Annotated in this window: 15 protein-coding genes; 1 reads left to right on the plus strand and 14 read right to left on the minus strand. The window is 44.8% G+C overall.

The genetic code is table 11. The features are described 5' to 3' along the window. Positions 1 to 39: 39 nt before the first annotated feature. The 8 genes from B0H94_RS07500 to B0H94_RS07535 form a co-directional block, all read right to left on the minus strand. Positions 40 to 465: a Fur family transcriptional regulator gene (locus B0H94_RS07500; RefSeq protein WP_106588649.1), complete on the minus strand. Its 426-nt coding sequence runs from the start codon at positions 463 to 465 to the stop codon at positions 40 to 42. Further along, a complete protein-coding gene (locus tag B0H94_RS07505; RefSeq protein ID WP_106588650.1) occupies positions 455 to 1,318 on the minus strand; it encodes a metal ABC transporter permease in 864 nt (287 codons plus the stop codon). Before B0H94_RS07505 ends, B0H94_RS07500 begins: the two co-directional genes overlap by 11 nt. Positions 1,319 to 1,388: 70 nt before the next feature. Continuing rightward, positions 1,389 to 2,264 (minus strand): metal ABC transporter permease, encoded by an 876-nt coding sequence (locus B0H94_RS07510; RefSeq protein ID WP_106588651.1) that lies wholly within the window; start codon positions 2,262 to 2,264, stop codon positions 1,389 to 1,391. Then, positions 2,264 to 3,052 carry a metal ABC transporter ATP-binding protein gene (locus B0H94_RS07515; protein ID WP_106588652.1) on the minus strand — a complete coding sequence of 263 codons (789 nt, stop codon included), beginning with the start codon at positions 3,050 to 3,052 and terminating at the stop codon, positions 2,264 to 2,266. Before B0H94_RS07515 ends, B0H94_RS07510 begins: the two co-directional genes overlap by 1 nt. Positions 3,053 to 3,214: 162 nt before the next feature. Then, positions 3,215 to 3,907 (minus strand): lytic transglycosylase domain-containing protein, encoded by a 693-nt coding sequence (locus tag B0H94_RS07520; protein ID WP_106588653.1) that lies wholly within the window; start codon positions 3,905 to 3,907, stop codon positions 3,215 to 3,217. A gap of 269 nt (positions 3,908 to 4,176) precedes the next feature. After that, positions 4,177 to 5,535 (minus strand): sensor histidine kinase, encoded by a 1,359-nt coding sequence (locus B0H94_RS07525; protein ID WP_106588654.1) that lies wholly within the window; start codon positions 5,533 to 5,535, stop codon positions 4,177 to 4,179. 374 nt (positions 5,536 to 5,909) lie between these two features. Beyond that, positions 5,910 to 6,815, minus strand: a complete 906-nt coding sequence (locus B0H94_RS07530) for a deoxyribonuclease IV (RefSeq protein ID WP_106588655.1) — start codon at positions 6,813 to 6,815, stop codon at positions 5,910 to 5,912. 23 nt (positions 6,816 to 6,838) lie between these two features. Beyond that, positions 6,839 to 8,134 carry a DEAD/DEAH box helicase gene (locus B0H94_RS07535; protein WP_106588656.1) on the minus strand — a complete coding sequence of 432 codons (1,296 nt, stop codon included), beginning with the start codon at positions 8,132 to 8,134 and terminating at the stop codon, positions 6,839 to 6,841. Positions 8,135 to 8,315: 181 nt separating this feature from the next. On the opposite strand from B0H94_RS07535, the gene B0H94_RS07540 reads away from it, so the two are divergent. After that, positions 8,316 to 9,263 (plus strand): 4-hydroxy-3-methylbut-2-enyl diphosphate reductase, encoded by a 948-nt coding sequence (locus tag B0H94_RS07540; RefSeq protein WP_106588657.1) that lies wholly within the window; start codon positions 8,316 to 8,318, stop codon positions 9,261 to 9,263. 45 nt (positions 9,264 to 9,308) lie between these two features. Here B0H94_RS07540 and B0H94_RS07545 read toward each other — a convergent pair whose 3' ends face one another. The 6 genes from B0H94_RS07545 to dnaG all read right to left on the minus strand — a co-directional run bounded on the left by B0H94_RS07545 (position 9,309) and on the right by dnaG (position 15,381). Next, the gene (locus B0H94_RS07545) at positions 9,309 to 10,430 is read right to left on the minus strand and encodes a Nif3-like dinuclear metal center hexameric protein (protein WP_106588658.1); all 1,122 of its coding nucleotides are present in this window, start codon (positions 10,428 to 10,430) and stop codon (positions 9,309 to 9,311) included. Continuing rightward, positions 10,427 to 11,140 carry a tRNA (adenine(22)-N(1))-methyltransferase gene (locus tag B0H94_RS07550; RefSeq protein WP_181315309.1) on the minus strand — a complete coding sequence of 238 codons (714 nt, stop codon included), beginning with the start codon at positions 11,138 to 11,140 and terminating at the stop codon, positions 10,427 to 10,429. Before B0H94_RS07550 ends, B0H94_RS07545 begins: the two co-directional genes overlap by 4 nt. 111 nt (positions 11,141 to 11,251) lie before the next feature. Next, positions 11,252 to 11,614 carry a c-type cytochrome gene (locus B0H94_RS07555; RefSeq protein ID WP_106588660.1) on the minus strand — a complete coding sequence of 121 codons (363 nt, stop codon included), beginning with the start codon at positions 11,612 to 11,614 and terminating at the stop codon, positions 11,252 to 11,254. Between the two features lie 118 nt (positions 11,615 to 11,732). Further along, positions 11,733 to 12,284 (minus strand): hypothetical protein, encoded by a 552-nt coding sequence (locus B0H94_RS07560; RefSeq protein WP_106588661.1) that lies wholly within the window; start codon positions 12,282 to 12,284, stop codon positions 11,733 to 11,735. Between the two features lie 65 nt (positions 12,285 to 12,349). Further along, a complete protein-coding gene (gene rpoD / locus B0H94_RS07565) occupies positions 12,350 to 13,489 on the minus strand; it encodes an RNA polymerase sigma factor RpoD (protein WP_106588662.1) in 1,140 nt (379 codons plus the stop codon). A gap of 65 nt (positions 13,490 to 13,554) precedes the next feature. Further along, on the minus strand, positions 13,555 to 15,381 hold the full coding sequence (dnaG, locus tag B0H94_RS07570) for a DNA primase (protein WP_106588663.1): 1,827 nt from the start codon (positions 15,379 to 15,381) through the stop codon (positions 13,555 to 13,557). Between the last annotated feature and the right edge of the window lie 220 nt (positions 15,382 to 15,601).

Consider the following 15,601-nt stretch of genomic DNA (forward strand, 5'->3'; position numbering starts at 1 on the left):
ATTAATTGACTCACAGCAAAACCCTTGTCACATCAACTTTTATTCAATTTCATGTTGGTTGCAATCAGCGCAGTGACCATATATTTCAAATTTATGAGCTGTGATCGAAAAATCTGTATTATCCATTTCTACACTATCCATCGGGCATGCATTCACATGCTCGGTTCGTCCACACGCTAAGCAGATCATATGATGATGGTGATGCGGGGTTTCACAAGTCAATCTGAAGCGTTTTTCACCATCAAGCTCAGTCATTTCTAACAGACCGATCTCTGCAAAAGTTGCAAGATTCCGGTACACTGTATCATAGCTCAGACCATCGTGACGGCTCTTCATATCTTCTAGGACATCCCGCGCGGAAATGTAGCGCTCTTCATCTAAAAAAAATTCGAGGATTTCACGGCGCTTTGCCGTATTTTTAAACCCTGCTTCTTTCATTTTCTCAAGCGCTGTCTCAAGTTTCATGAACGTCACTCCTTTGATTATTTCGGCGGGTAAGCATAAACTCAATACCATGCGCTGCAATTAACAACAGCACAGCTGTCATGACAATCGTACCCCCGGTAGCGACATTTAAATGATAAGACGTATAAACACCTGTAAGTACAGAGATCTGACCAAACAGTACACTTAAAATTAAATTCTGCCGAAAACTTTTAGCAAGACGAAATGCAGCTGCCGCCGGTAGCGTAACGAGCGCACCAACGAGCAGAATGCCAACCACTTTCATAGACATAGCGATTGTTAATGCAATCAAAACAGCAAACAGTGCATTCACTCTACCTGTTGATATACCGGAGACGCCGGCAAACTCCGGATCAAATGAGACAGCAAGAAGTTCTTTAAAAAAGAACAGCAGTACGGCAAGTACAACAGCCGCTGTAATGATCATAAACTGTAAATCATCCAGCGTTACAGAAACAATACTGCCAAATAAATACGTAAACCATTCATTATATCCGCGGTCTGCAATACTGATAAACACTGCACTTAAGCCAATACCTGCCGACAAAATGATCGGAACCGCAAGCTCTTGAAAATGTTGATATTCCGCACGAAGCCGTTCAATTAAAAGCGAGCCGACAAGTGCAAATACTGCACCGAAATACATTGGATTCACATTTTGAAAAACCACCGTCACCTGTGCTGCCAGCACTCCTGCTGAAATCCCTGTTAAAGTGACATGGGATAATGATTCAGAAATAATCGTCATGCGACGGACGAGTAAAAAGACCCCAATCAACGGACAGATTAAACCGACCAGCACCGCGGCAAACACACCGCGCTGAATAAAGGTTAGTTCCTGCAGTAATTCCATACTTCATTCGCCCCAATGGCTGTTCAGCCTCAATTTTACATAAAACGCGTACGTCTGAAAAGCTGTACGCTTATTCAACCGATGTAGTGCGTCGGTTGTTCATCTGTACTGCTACTTTTGTAAGCAGGCGCCGACCTGCCATAGATAAAAGCAGGAGCCCGACAGCTACAAGAACGATGGTCCCGCCGGCGGACCAATCGAGTTGAAATGCAAAAATCAAACCAGTAACAACAGAAACCTCTCCAATGAGCACAGCATAAACAAACATCTGCTTAAAACTCTTCGCCCACTGCATCGCTGCAGCGACGGGCAACGACATTAATGCTGATACGAGGAGAATCCCGACAATCCGCATCGAAGCTGTAATAACAAGCGCCACCATTACAATAAATAAAAGATGAAGCCATTGCCTCGGCAGTCCGGCTACAGCGGCATGCTCTTCATCAAATGACAAATAAAAAAGTTCTTTATAAAACAAAGTTAAAAGTACCGTAACAACAATTGTAATTATAGCAATCAACCGGACGTCTTGAATCGTCACTGCAACTACGCTGCCGAATAAGTAATTAAATAAATCTGTTGTAAAGCCGTCAGCAAGTGAAATAAATACGACACCAAGGCCAATTCCACCAGACAAGACAATCGGGATCGCCAGCTCTTTAAAGCTCGTATACATCCGCCGGAGCCACTCAATAAATAAGGCACCGCTCACCGAAAACGCTAAACCTAAATACAAAGGTGTAACAGCTGCAATCGTCGGGTTATAACGTGCTAACAGCATATGGAACGCAATGCCGGTTAATGTAATATGAGACAGTGCATCTGCAATTAAAGACATTCGTTTAACCACAAGAAAGACGCCGAGAACCGGCGCCAAAAATCCAATCATAAGACCCGTGAATAACGCGTACTGTAAAAAATCGAAACGAAAAAATGCTTCAATCATCAACCTCTGCCTCCACCCGCATGCGCAGGTTCATGCTCATGTGTAATTAACTGCACATCATGACCATAAAACGCGGATAAGTCTTGGTTTCTTTCAAATTCACCAGGTGTTCCGTGAAAGTGAAGATGTTTATTCAAGCAGGCGACATCGGTCACGTAGCGGGTCATCGCCCCAATATCGTGCGTAATCAACAGCAGCGTCAATCCGCGTTCTTGATTTAACTCCGACAACAAATCATAAAAACTCTGTACCGAATAAGCATCCACACCGACAGTCGGCTCATCCAAAATTAACAATTCCGGCTCACTAACTAACGCCCGTGCAATAAAAACGCGTTGCTGCTGTCCGCCGGAGAGCTCTCCAATATTTCGCTTTTCGTACTCGCTCATACCTACTGCCTGAATCGCTTCACGAACTTGTTGTTTATGCTTACGGTTTAAAAAACGGAGCATGCCGACTTTACCATAAAGCCCCATTGATACGACTTCAAAAACAGTTGCAGGAAAACCGGCATTAAAGCTGTTGGCTTTTTGCGAGACATAACCGATGCGGCTCCACGCTTTAAAACGCTGTTGTGGACGTCCAAAAAGCTTTACTGAACCACTTTGCGGAGATAATAAGCCGAGAAGAGACTTAACCAAGGTGGACTTCCCAGAACCGTTGGGACCGACCAAACCAACAAATGATCCCGGCTCGACGGTTAATGAAATATCTTCTAGTACATTTTGTGAGCCGTACCGATATGTTAAATGATCAATCTCAACCACCGGGTTTTCATTTTCAGTCACAGCTCATGCCTCCTTCATTTATCACTTTACTGAAATCAAAATAATTACGATTTAGCCAGCTCATAGTATAGCGAATTCCAGCCGAGCTGTAAACCATTCTGCTTCTGATTTTAAAGCCGTTGAGACAAAAAATGAGCCGCCCGCTTCAACGGGCGGCTGCAATTAATCGCCGCGTGCAGCAAGTTCCTTTTGTTCAGCTGCTTCTACTTGAATATCTTCAGCATACCAGCTTCGAGCTGTGCCATTTTCTTCTTTATAAGCTGCTAAGCCGCCTTTACCTCGATGATAAGCTGTTAAGGCATTATCCCAGTCCCCGTACTCCTCATACAGATAATCAAGGTAGGTGACCGTCAATTCCATGGAATAGTATGGGTTATATAATAATGAATGCTCGTACGGAAGCCCAGCTTTTTCTGCCATCCAAGGAGCTGTGTTTTTCATAAACTGGCCTAATCCATACGCATGACCGTACTGTGTTTCCGGCCCAACAAGATCAGGGTCAAATGTGTCGCCGGTTTCAATCCGCAGAAGCTCATATACAATGTGTGGATCAATATCTTTTTCCAGCGCCTTTGTCACTAAAAACAGTGACCAGTCTTCTTTAAAATCCCCTTCACTTTCTTCATGAAAATACGCAGCGGTTTCTTGCGCGTCCATCCATTCGTGATAACTCATATCCTCAAGATCACGATCAAACGTAATCGCCTCTAAGTCTTCTGTTTCCCAAACTTCAGCGTCATTTAGCTCTTCTTCTTTCTCTTCTAAAGCTTGAATCCGGTCCTCAAGTTGTTCTTGCTCAAATCCGGTCAGCATAAGAAAAGCCGTAAGAAGAAGAACGAGCCAACGTGCTGTCATTCGGACACCTCCATCCATAATCTAGGTCCTTTATCTTAAGATTTGTGCGAACTTAATAAAGAACCTTTTTTAACACACAATCATGTTGTTTCCCGTGTCTCTCTAGCATAAAACATGAAAAAAAGCGCCAAATACACCGGCGCTTAAACAACTCACAATTGATAACTATACCAAACAGGGTATAACTCGTCAACCAAAATATGATTAGAAAGTTTATCTTGCTTTACGAAAAATTAAGAAGATTTTACTAAAGATAGCCAAAGGTTCTGCTACGGCAGTAATGGAAACTTCGCATACACCGACGTTCCCTCGTTTTCTTGAGTTTCAATCTCAAATTCCCCGTGATGGTCTTCAACGATACGTTTGGAAAGTGGAATGCCAATCCCTGTGCCTTTATCTTTCGTCGTGACAAATGGTTCTCCAAGCTGTGCCAGTGTTTCATTTGGAATTCCCGGGCCATTATCTATAAATTCTATACAGTAAAAATCGTCTTTAACATACGTGTTCATGTGGATATGTTTCTTCTTTTGACTTTCTGGGAATGCTTCACAAGCATTTCTAAGCAAGTTTAACACGACTTGCTTCACCATCGTTTCGTTCATTAAAGCTTTGCGGCTGCCTTCATACAATGCTGAAGTGTATTCAATATTTTGAAGCATACATTCTGAACGAAGAATATCATCAATAGGAGCAAATAGCTTGCTCGGTGCTAAAATGACTGGCTCTGCATTTTGCCGTGCCATGGACAAAAAGTTCTCGATGATTTCATTCATCCGCCCAATCTCGGACATAATGGTTCCTGCATATTTGTCGAAGTTCCCTGTTAACTGGGAAAGCTGTAAAAAACCTTTGATGACTGACAGCGGATTGCGCAGCTCATGAGCAACACCAGCTGCAAGGTGTGAAACTGATTCCATCTGCTGCTTATACGTCAGCAGCTCTTGATACTTCTTCTGACTTGAGATGTCTTGAAACATAACGAGCACAATCTTTTCACGACGAATATACATGGCAGACATTTCGATACACGTCCAGCCTTGTTCATAGACATCATGTTGAAATTTCTCTTCTTCAAAAGCTTTTTTGATAAGGTTTGTTAACTGCTCCCCAGTAGACGCTTCACTACAGCTGAAACCACCGTCATTTAAAGCACCAAATTCTTCAAACCTGTCTTTATATGCTTGATTGACATGACGGACACGATGATTATGGTCAATGATCATGCATGGAAAGTAAGCTTCGTTAATAAAGTCTCTGCATCCCGGCATGATCGCATCCCAGTTTGTCCGACGCTCGCTTGGTCCAGCGGGCGCTTCTTGTAGCACAAAGTGACCTGCATCATACATCCCTTTATAGTTCAGGGTAAAAGTACGGCCACACCAGTGGTGAACGAGCGTTCGCTCTTTCATCCGCTGATCATAATAAAGATCTTGTAAAAATAACTGCCCGGCTCGTACGTTTTCCAGCGTTTCAAGCCAGCTCTCCGCATCTTTAAACAATGTTTTCGCCTCGCTATTGAGTGAAACAAGATTTCCCCGGTGTCCAAGCACAAGCTGTGCGCCTTCGCTTAATTTCATGAACGTGTCCGAAAAATCCTGAAGCTCAGGCTTATAAGTTAAGTTGACCATCAAAGTCCCCCTCTAACACATAACCTTTACTCATTTGTCAGAATTTTTTTCCTTTTTTATTCCAAATTGATTATACTAAATTTTAAACAGTAAATCTATAAAATTTTCCAAAAATCTATAATCTCTGTTGGATCTTTGAATGAAAAGTTGCTTCTTCTATGCTTCAAAACCCCCTTAATAGCAGATTTCACACGAATATTTTTGCATAAAAAATTTTTTGAAAATTATGTGCTGGTCACACCTTATCGTATGTTTCAGTTTTTTTTGTTAGAAGCTAAAAAAAGCACCTCATTTCGAGATGCTTCAGCGTGCAGATTAAATCTTTGTTGACTTCGCAATGTGGTGATGCTTTCGGCATTGAAGATAAGCGCGGTTTAAGTGTCTGCTCTCATCGTTTCTAAGATGCGCTCACGAAATGAGGCGTCAAACGACTTTTCCGAAAGCATTGCAATTTCATGAGCGTAAGGCGGCTTTTTATTTTTCTTATCTTCACCAACATAAGGCGTTTCTAAAATTTTAGGGATGTTTGCGAAACGCTCATCGTGCACAATCCTCTCAATCGCTTCATAGCCAATGTAGCCAAAACCAATGTTTTCGTGGCGGTCTTTACGAGCACCTTGTGGATTCTTACTGTCATTAATATGAAGAACTTTTAGCCGGTCAAGGCCAATCACTTGATCAAATTCATCAATGACACCATTAAAATCATTAACGATATCATAGCCGGCATCATGTACGTGACATGTATCAAAACAAACCGAAAGTTTATCATTTTCATCTACAAGCTCGATAATCCGGGCAATCTCTTCAAATGACCGCCCGACCTCGGAACCTTTACCAGCCATCGTCTCAAGCGCAATCTGCGCCTTTGTGTCTTTTGTTAAGACTTCATTTAACCCTTCAGCAATCCTTTGAATACCGGCATCAGCCCCTGCGCCGACATGTGAACCAGGATGCAGCACAATTTGTCCGGCACCAATCGCTTCTGTCCGCTCTAATTCAGACCGGAGAAAATCCACCCCAAGCTGAAAGGTTTCCGGCTTTTCTGTATTTGCAATATTAATAATATACGGTGCATGGACAACTACATCCTGAATGCCATTTTCCTGCATATGTGCATGTCCATTTTCGATATTTAAGTCTTCAATTGCTTTACGACGCGTGTTTTGCGGCGCACCGGTGTAAATCATCATCGTTGTCGCATTGTAAGAGGCAGCCTCTTCACTTGCATTTAAAAGCATCTTTTTTCCGCTCATCGATACGTGTGATCCGAGCAGCATGTCATCTCCCCCTCATTATTTCTTTATCTTTTCCCCCGTCTGCCTTGCTGTTTCTTTTTGTAACCAGGTTTCACCTGTTTCGGCTTTTTCGGCGGCGGGCCTGCCTCTTTAGCCTTTGTTGGTTGTTTCGGCTGTTTCCGCTTCGCCTGTCCCGGCCGCGAGCCACTGCCGAGGTGTTCAAGCACTTCCCATTCACCGCGTTTCACATCGCGGTAGCCGAAACGGATGCCGCGTGAGGCGAGCTTTTCAATTAACGTCTCCTCTTTTTTATCGACAATCGTGAACACTTCACCATCAGCTCCGGCACGACCTGTACGACCGGAACGGTGAATATAATATTCTAAATCCGACGGCAGCCCGGTGTTAATGATGTGGCTCACACCGTCAATGTCCATGCCGCGCGCTGCTAAGTCTGTGCATACAACAAACTGTACGCTTGCATCATTTAACCTGCGAAACACCTGCTTTCGCTGTCGTGGTGCGACCCCTCCGTGTAAAAGGTCTACATTAAATCCTTCAGCAATCATGGCGTCAAATAACTCATCAGCTTCTTCTTTCGTGTTGGCAAAAAGTAAAGCCAAATACGGACGAACCGCTTTTGCGGCACTCACTGCCATCTCCACACGCGTCCGGTTTTTCACCGGGATTAAGTAATGATGAATACGCGCCGGTGCTGCTTCTTCTGGTTTTACATGAGCGTGGCGCGGCTGATTCATATACTTGCGGAGAAACGGCTTCAATTTCTCTGGAATTGTCGCGGAAAATACCATCGTTTGTACATTTTCCGGCATACGTGCAGCAACTTGGTCCGTGAGCTCAATAAAGCCCATATCAAGCATTTGATCGGCTTCATCAATGACGAATGTGGCAGCGCGGTGCACATCAAGCACGTTTTGCTTCACGACCATATCATGCAGCCGTCCAGGCGTGGCTACAACGATATGAGGAGGATTTTTTAAACTTTCGACGTTTTGCTCCCGGTCCGTTCCACCAATCGCTTTTTTTGTCCGGATGGATGTATTTGGTTCATAAGCCAAAAGAGCTAACAACTCATCGTGAATTTGAAAGGCAAGCTCGCGCGTCGGCGCAGTAATGACTGCGTGCACATGCGCTGATTCTGGTTGAACGTTCTGCACAATCGGCAGAAGATAGGCAAGTGTTTTACCTGTTCCTGTCTGCGATTGACCGATCACATCTGTTCCTTTTAAGCCGGCTGGCAGCAGGCGCTGTTGTATATCTGTCGGTTTTGTAATCCGCCGATTTTCTAATACTTGAATTAATCCTTGGTTGATTCCCATTTGTTGAAATGCTTTTGTCATTATATTCACTCCTGACCTCGGTTGAAAGGCTCTAATATTTTAACACATCTCAGTTGACATCGACACATTTTGTCAGTGATTCAGCTAAATGAAGCTTACGGCTTTCGTTCTTTTACTCCAGATAGTATAATGAGGTTTGAGTCGAACAGAGCTTTGATTCTAGCTTTGAGGAGGCCTTTTGATGGAAGTATTGAAAATTTCTCCGCGCGGCTATTGCTACGGCGTAGTTGACGCGATGGTTCTTGCCCGCCAGGCAGCAGCAAATATGGATCTGCCACGGCCGATCTACATTCTCGGTATGATTGTTCACAATAAACACGTTACTGATGCATTCGAAGATGAAGGCATCATTTCACTGGATGGTCCAAACCGTTATGAAATCTTAAAAGAAGTTGAGCATGGCACTGTTATTTTCACCGCTCACGGTGTGGCTCCTGAAGTTCGCGAGCTCGCTAAAGAAAAAGGCTTAACAACGGTGGACGCTACATGCCCGGATGTGACCCGGACACACGACTTAATCCGCGATAAGCGGGATGAAGGTTATAAAATTGTCTACGTCGGTAAGCGTGGTCACCCAGAGCCTGAAGGTGCTGTCGGGGTTGCCCCTGACATCGTCAACCTTGTTGAAACAATGGATGATGTTGAAGCGCTCGATTTAGCCGAAGATGATAAGATCTTAATCACAAACCAAACGACGATGAGCCAGTGGGACGTTTCTGACATTATGAAGCGGACGATGGAAATCTATCCACAATCCGAAGTGCACAACGAAATTTGTATGGCTACGCAGGTTCGTCAAGAAGCTGTAGCTGAACAAGCGAAGGAGTGCGATTTATTAATTGTTGTAGGAGATCCGATCAGCAATAACTCCAATCGCTTAGCTCAAGTTTCTCACACCATTGCCGGTACGCCAGCTTACCGTATTGAAAGCGTAGAAGATCTTCAGTTTGATTGGCTTGAAGGGATCGAAAAAGTTGGGGTTACTTCTGGTGCTTCTACCCCGACACCAATCACAAAAGAAGTTATTACCTTCCTACAGCAGTACGATCCGAATGATCCAGCAACTTGGGATAAGGAAAGTAAAGTTGAAGGTCGTAAAATTCTACCAAAAGTAAAAGCGAAGAAATAAAATAAAGGCGGACAGCAGAGGGCTGTCCGCCTTTATTTTATTAGCTTATTGAAAACGAAACGGCTCAGTCGAACGTTGTGAAGCTAAAACTTCAACAGCAAACCCCATCTCGTTCACCTGATTTTGCAGTCGTTGTTGTACGCCTTCTTTCATAACCGCTTCAACGTGGTGCCCCGGGTCAACCATATTTAAACCTTCCATCTGCGCGTCTTGTGCCGTATGAAAGTAAATGTCGCCGGTCACATATACATCAGCCCCTTGCTTCTGTGCTTGTGGCCAGAACTTATTCCCGTCCCCGCCGAGCACGGCGACCCGCTCTACAGTCGCATGTGCCGGGCCGACAACTCGAACAGCCGGTACATTCAAATCTTCTTTCACTTTTTCAGCAAAAGCCTCTAATGTCATTGAGGATGCTAACTGACCGATCCGCCCGAGACCGTAAACTTCTCCCGGAAGTTCTACAGGATAAATATCGTATGCCGGCTCTTCATAAGGGTGGACACCGGTTAACACTTGAAGCACTTCAGGAAGTTTTGAGACAGGCACTACCGTCTCCATCCGCTTTTCATCGACAAATTCAAGCTCGCCCTGTGTACCGATGTGTGGATTTGTCTCATCCCCTGGTATAAATGTACCTGTCCCATCAACACCATACGTGCAGTGACTGTAATCGCCAATATGTCCGGCTCCTGCATCACCGAGGGCTTGACGCACTTCTTCAACGTTTTCCTGTGGCACAAAGACAACGAGTTTTTTTAACTTTTCTTCGTACGTTGGAACAAGAACATTTGGAGACTGAAGCCCAAGTGCTTCAGCGAGCATATCATTGACCCCGCCACGAGCTGCATCTAGGTTTGTGTGTGCTGCATAAACGGTAATGTCATGCTTAATGCATTTTTCAATGATCGGACCCTGCCCGTGCTTTACATCAATTTCTGTCAGCGGCTTAAAAATGAGTGGATGGTGAGCAATAATTAAGTCCACACCCTTTTCAATTGCCTCATCGACGACAGCTTCTGTAACATCAAGGGTCGTAAGTACTTTTTGCACCGGTTGATCGAGCGTGCCGATCATCAATCCGCCCGGATCCTTATCTAAAGCAAGTTTCCGTGGTGACCATTGTTCAAACAAAGAAATGATCATATCTTTTTGCGCGACTTTACTCATAAAACCGCCTCCTCTACAATGTTCATCTTTCGTTTGAGCTCATCTCGTTTTTGCAAAACAGCTTCGTCATCAGCTGCATGCTCGAGCGCTTTTAATACACGTTCCCATTCTTGATATTCCCGCTTCCATTTTTCAATAAAAGCAGTTTTTTTCTGCTGAAGCAAAAATGGGCCAAGTAAAAGTGCTGCATCTCTGTCAACATCTTGATAAGGTTTATAAGGATCACCTGATTCAGCGGCAAGTACTTCATAAAAACGATGACCTTCCTGAACAACATCTTCAGCAACAAGTTCATACCCGTGATCGATCAGAAAGCGGCGAATAGAAGCTGCTGCCATATTTGGCTGCAGTACAAGCCTTTCTTTACCACTCAAGCGCGATTTTCCTTCTGTAAGCAGCCGGGCAATTAGCTCACCGCCCATCCCGCAAATCGTAACAACATCTACAGCTTCTTCAGCATGAAGCACAAATAAGCCGTCGCCATGCCGGGCTGTAATTGTAGAGGCAGCGCCGTAAGCATCAATGTTTTTGACAGCAGCTTCAAAAGGTCCTTGATTGACTTCTCCGGCAACCGCTTCATCAATTTGTCCCCGCTTGTGCAAAGCTAGCGGAAGCAAAGCATGATCACTTCCAACATCGAGCAGCTTTTTCTGACGATGAACAAAGCTTGCGACTGACTCAAGCCGTGGTGAAAGTTGAATATCTCCCACGCCAAATTCTCCTTTCACATAAAAGAAGCTTCCCTCCAATTCACCATACAGTTTCGCTGCATGAGTGCCCTGTTGGAAGAAAGCTATCTTGTCTTTCATTATGTTTATCATTTACTCATAGTTTTCAACATACTCTGCTACGGCTTCTGCATCTTCTCCTTCAGCAGTGCCTGCAGGCATAGAACCTGGGCCTTCTTCAATGGCTTGAAGTGTATCATCGGCATCATAACCGTCAATAGCCGGACCACTTCCACCTTCAAGGTTGTCCCCGTGACACTGGAGACAGCTCTCCTCATAAACAGCCTCTCCATGTTCAATTGGGTCCTCAAACTCCTCTTCTTCTTCCTCTCCATTTTCCTCATCGTCTTCTAAAATTTCGGCCTGCTGTGTTACACCGAAAAACGAAATGGATAACATAAGAAGAATACCAAAAATCGCAATCATTAAAAACGGGATGAGCGGTGATCGTTTCATACGCTTTCCCTCCTTTGCCGAAAATTTTAACTTGCTTCCACGATGTTTATTTTACTCGAAAATCACCAGTTAGAAAAGCATTTGCTTAGACTTTTGCCTAATTTGTCACGTGCTCATCTTACCAAATGATAAAAAAGCCGGCCATAAGCACAACACCTGCAGCGCCGGCAATGGTTAAGTATTTCAAACGCCAGTAAACTCCGGCTGCAAGCCATCCCGCACAATTCATAAAGACGGTAAGTATCACCGGCAGACTCCCATCTCCACCATAAACATCGGCCATTTGGGTTGTCGTTAAAAACAACATCAACGCCCCTGCAAATATAAAAATATGCCTTAATAAGTCTACACGGGCTTTCATCCGATAACTTAAATAAAGCGTTCCAGTGATGAAAAGGAAAGCGGTTAGCATTTGCAAAAGAAAGGAAATTTCAGTAAAATAAAACATGACAAGCAATAAGAAGAAAGCAGATAACACGAACGTAGCTGCCCAAATCTGCTTTAACCGCTCAATAAAAAAAGAGCGGCTGCTTGCTGTTTCTTCTGATGTCTCACCTTCTGTATAAAGCATAAGTAAAAAATCACAATAAGCTGCCGGCAGCAGTTGATGCTTTTTCCAATACTGAATTTCCTGGATGATGATGTCTTTTCGATCCTGGTCTTGTGCCATAATGATCCCCCGGATAAAGCGATAATAAACAAGGTTTTCCTGTTCGGAAAACCTTGTCGAGTATTTTATTCCATGAAATCTTTTAGACGTTTACTCCGGCTCGGATGGCGAAGCTTACGAAGCGCTTTTGCCTCAATTTGACGGATACGTTCGCGCGTAACACCAAAGACTTTACCTACTTCTTCAAGCGTACGTGTACGGCCGTCATCAAGACCAAAACGGAGGCGGAGAACATTTTCTTCCCGATCAGTTAACGTGTCCAGCACATCTTCAAGCTGCTCTTTAAGCAGTTCATATGCTGCTGCATCAGAAGGCGCTAGTGCTTCTTGGTCTTCAATGAAATCACCAAGATGAGAATCGTCTTCTTCACCAATTGGTGTTTCCAGAGATACAGGCTCTTGCGCGATTTTAAGAATTTCCCGCACTTTATCCGGGGTTAAGTCCATTTCCTCGGACACTTCTTCCGGTGTAGGCTCACGACCAAGATCCTGTAGAAGCTGACGCTGCACACGGATCAACTTGTTAATCGTCTCAACCATGTGTACCGGAATACGGATGGTGCGTGCCTGGTCAGCAATTGCACGAGTAATTGCCTGTCGTATCCACCACGTCGCATACGTACTGAACTTATAACCTTTATTGTAGTCAAACTTTTCAACAGCTTTAATTAAGCCCATGTTACCTTCTTGAATTAAATCAAGGAAGAGCATGCCCCGTCCGACATAACGCTTGGCAATACTTACAACAAGACGCAGGTTGGCTTCAGCTAAACGGCGTTTCGCCTCTTCATCACCTTGTTCAATGCGCTGTGCCAGTTGAATCTCCTCATCTGCTGATAGAAGTGGAACACGGCCGATTTCTTTTAGATACATACGCACCGGATCGTTAATTTTAATTCCCGGCGGCACACTTAAATCATTTAAATCGAGTTCGCCTTCTTCTTTTTCAACTTGTTCCATACTAGGAACTTCTTCGCCTTCATTTTGAATGTCCACGCCTTGTTCACCAAGGTATTCAAAGAATTCGTCCATCTGCTCAGAATCCTGGTCATATGGTGCCAGCTTCTCGGTAATTTCTGCGTACGTCAAAACGCCACGCTTTTTTCCGAGTTCAAGCAGTTGGTCTTTCACTTGATCAATGGTCATTTCACTATCCGCGATGGGGCGCTCCTGCTGTTGTTGTTCTTGTTCCTGCTTCTCTGCCATGCGGGACCCTCCTTCCAATCTTCACACTTATCATCAATGATCGGCTTCGCAAGTCGTATGCTCGTTCACATCGGCGCATGCCGTTGGTTTTGTAATGCCTTGCGGAGTTGAAGCACTTCGTTCGCAAGTGCGACAGCTTCTGTCATGTCCTGCCGCTGCTCTGCCAATTTCACCTGTTTTTCTTTTTCTTCTATTTCTACCCACTTTGGATACATTCTAATCTGTTCAATATAATCGAAAAGCGCTTCTTCAGTCAAGTATTCCCCATTTTCGATCATGTCAATCTCACATACCCGCCTTTGTAACTCTTCATCTTCAAGGCGCTCTAAAAATGCGCTCACATCCGGTGGACGGCCTTCATTATAGTACGCATAAAGATAAGCTGCGATGGCTGTATGCTCATTAACGTTAAATTCCCCGCCAAGCTGCTGTTCCACTGTATATGCGGTCGACCGGTCTCTAAGCATATGGTGCAGCAGATGACGTTCAGCATTCTCAAAGCGTGAGCGAAGCCGTCCGCTTTCAAAAGTTTTAGGTGTACGTTCACGTTTTTGCTGCTGTGGCGCTTCACCGCGGCGCCGTTTTTGCTTATACATTCTGTACTGCTCCTGCTTTAATGCATCAAGAGACAGTGAGAACTCTTCGGCAAGCTGCTGCATATAATGTTCGCGCTCGACTGCACGCGGAACGTCTGTTAAAGCCGCAAGTACATCTTCGATATAAGCCAGGCGGTCTCCTTCCTGCTGAAGGTTTCTTCCTCGTTTTAACGACTGAATCTTGAAGGCCACAACTGGTAGAGCCCCTTCAATGATATCGCTCAAAAATGCCTGTGTACCATAAGAACTGATATAGTCATCCGGATCCATGCCTTCCGGTAAAAGCGAAATCCGTATATCTACATCACCGCCATCAAGCAGTTCAGCTGCTTTAAGTGCAGCCTCAACGCCTGCACCATCGCCGTCGTAGCAAACTGTAACCTGCCCTGCATTGCGGCGGAGAACACGGGCCTGTGCTTCGGTAAAAGACGTACCAAGCGTTGCAACACCTTCTTCAAGACCGGCGCGATAGGCAGCAATCACGTCCATGTAGCCTTCAAATAATACCGCACGTCCGGAGCGGCGGATCGCCTGACGGGCTGCAGCAAAACCGTACAATGTTTCATTCTTTTTAAACACCGGCGTCTCTGTGCTGTTTAAGTACTTCGGTTCATCTTCTCCAAGCGCCCGGCCGCCAAATGCAATAAGTCGTCCGCGCCGCTCAGCAACCGGAAACATCACCCGGCCACTGAACCTATCAAAGTACTCACCGGTCCGGTCAGAGCGAACCAGCAGCCCTGCTTCTGTCATACGCTCTAGCGAATAACCCCGCTTTTCAAATAAAGAAACAAGCGTCTGCCTGTGTTCTGGAGCATAACCAAGTTGATAAGCCTGCATCACTTCTTCTGTTAGGCCGCGGCTCTGTAAATATTCATAAGCCGCCTCACCTTGAGATGTATTCATCAAAAGGTGATGAAATAACTTTGCTGCAAGCTCATGACCCTCAATCATCTCCCTTTCCGAAGCTCGTTCTGGACTGTTGTTGTACCCGTCGTGCGGTAATGAAATCTCGACGCCGGCCACCGGTGCCAGCTGGGAGACAGCTTCTGGGAAGCTGATTTGTTCCATTTCCATCATGAAGCTGATTGCATTTCCACCGGCCCCACAGCCGAAACAATGATACAACTGCCGCTCTTCTGATACCGAAAACGATGGTGTGTTTTCTCCGTGGAACGGGCAGAGCCCCATATAGTTTCGACCTTGCTTAGTCAACTGAACGTAGGTGGAAATTACATCGACAATGTTCACACTGCTTCGAACTGCTTCCACCGTTTCTTCAGGAATCCGCTGGTTCATCCACGATCACCTGCTTCATTAGTCTACGTGTACGAACGTTTTAATGCACAAACGATTCCTTCCCTGCTTATGTTGTATTCGACGGGCTTCTTGAAATTCCTTTCGAAAATTGCAGAAGGTGCAAATTTCACTCGCTTTTTGTCCCCGAGACGGGCAAAGAAAAAGCGCCGGTACAACCGCCCGACGATGATCGTCCTGTTTGTTCACGTTAGAAGACACA

Source organism: Salsuginibacillus halophilus, from assembly GCF_003014715.1.
Classification (GTDB): Bacteria; Bacillota; Bacilli; order Bacillales; family Marinococcaceae; genus Salsuginibacillus; species Salsuginibacillus halophilus.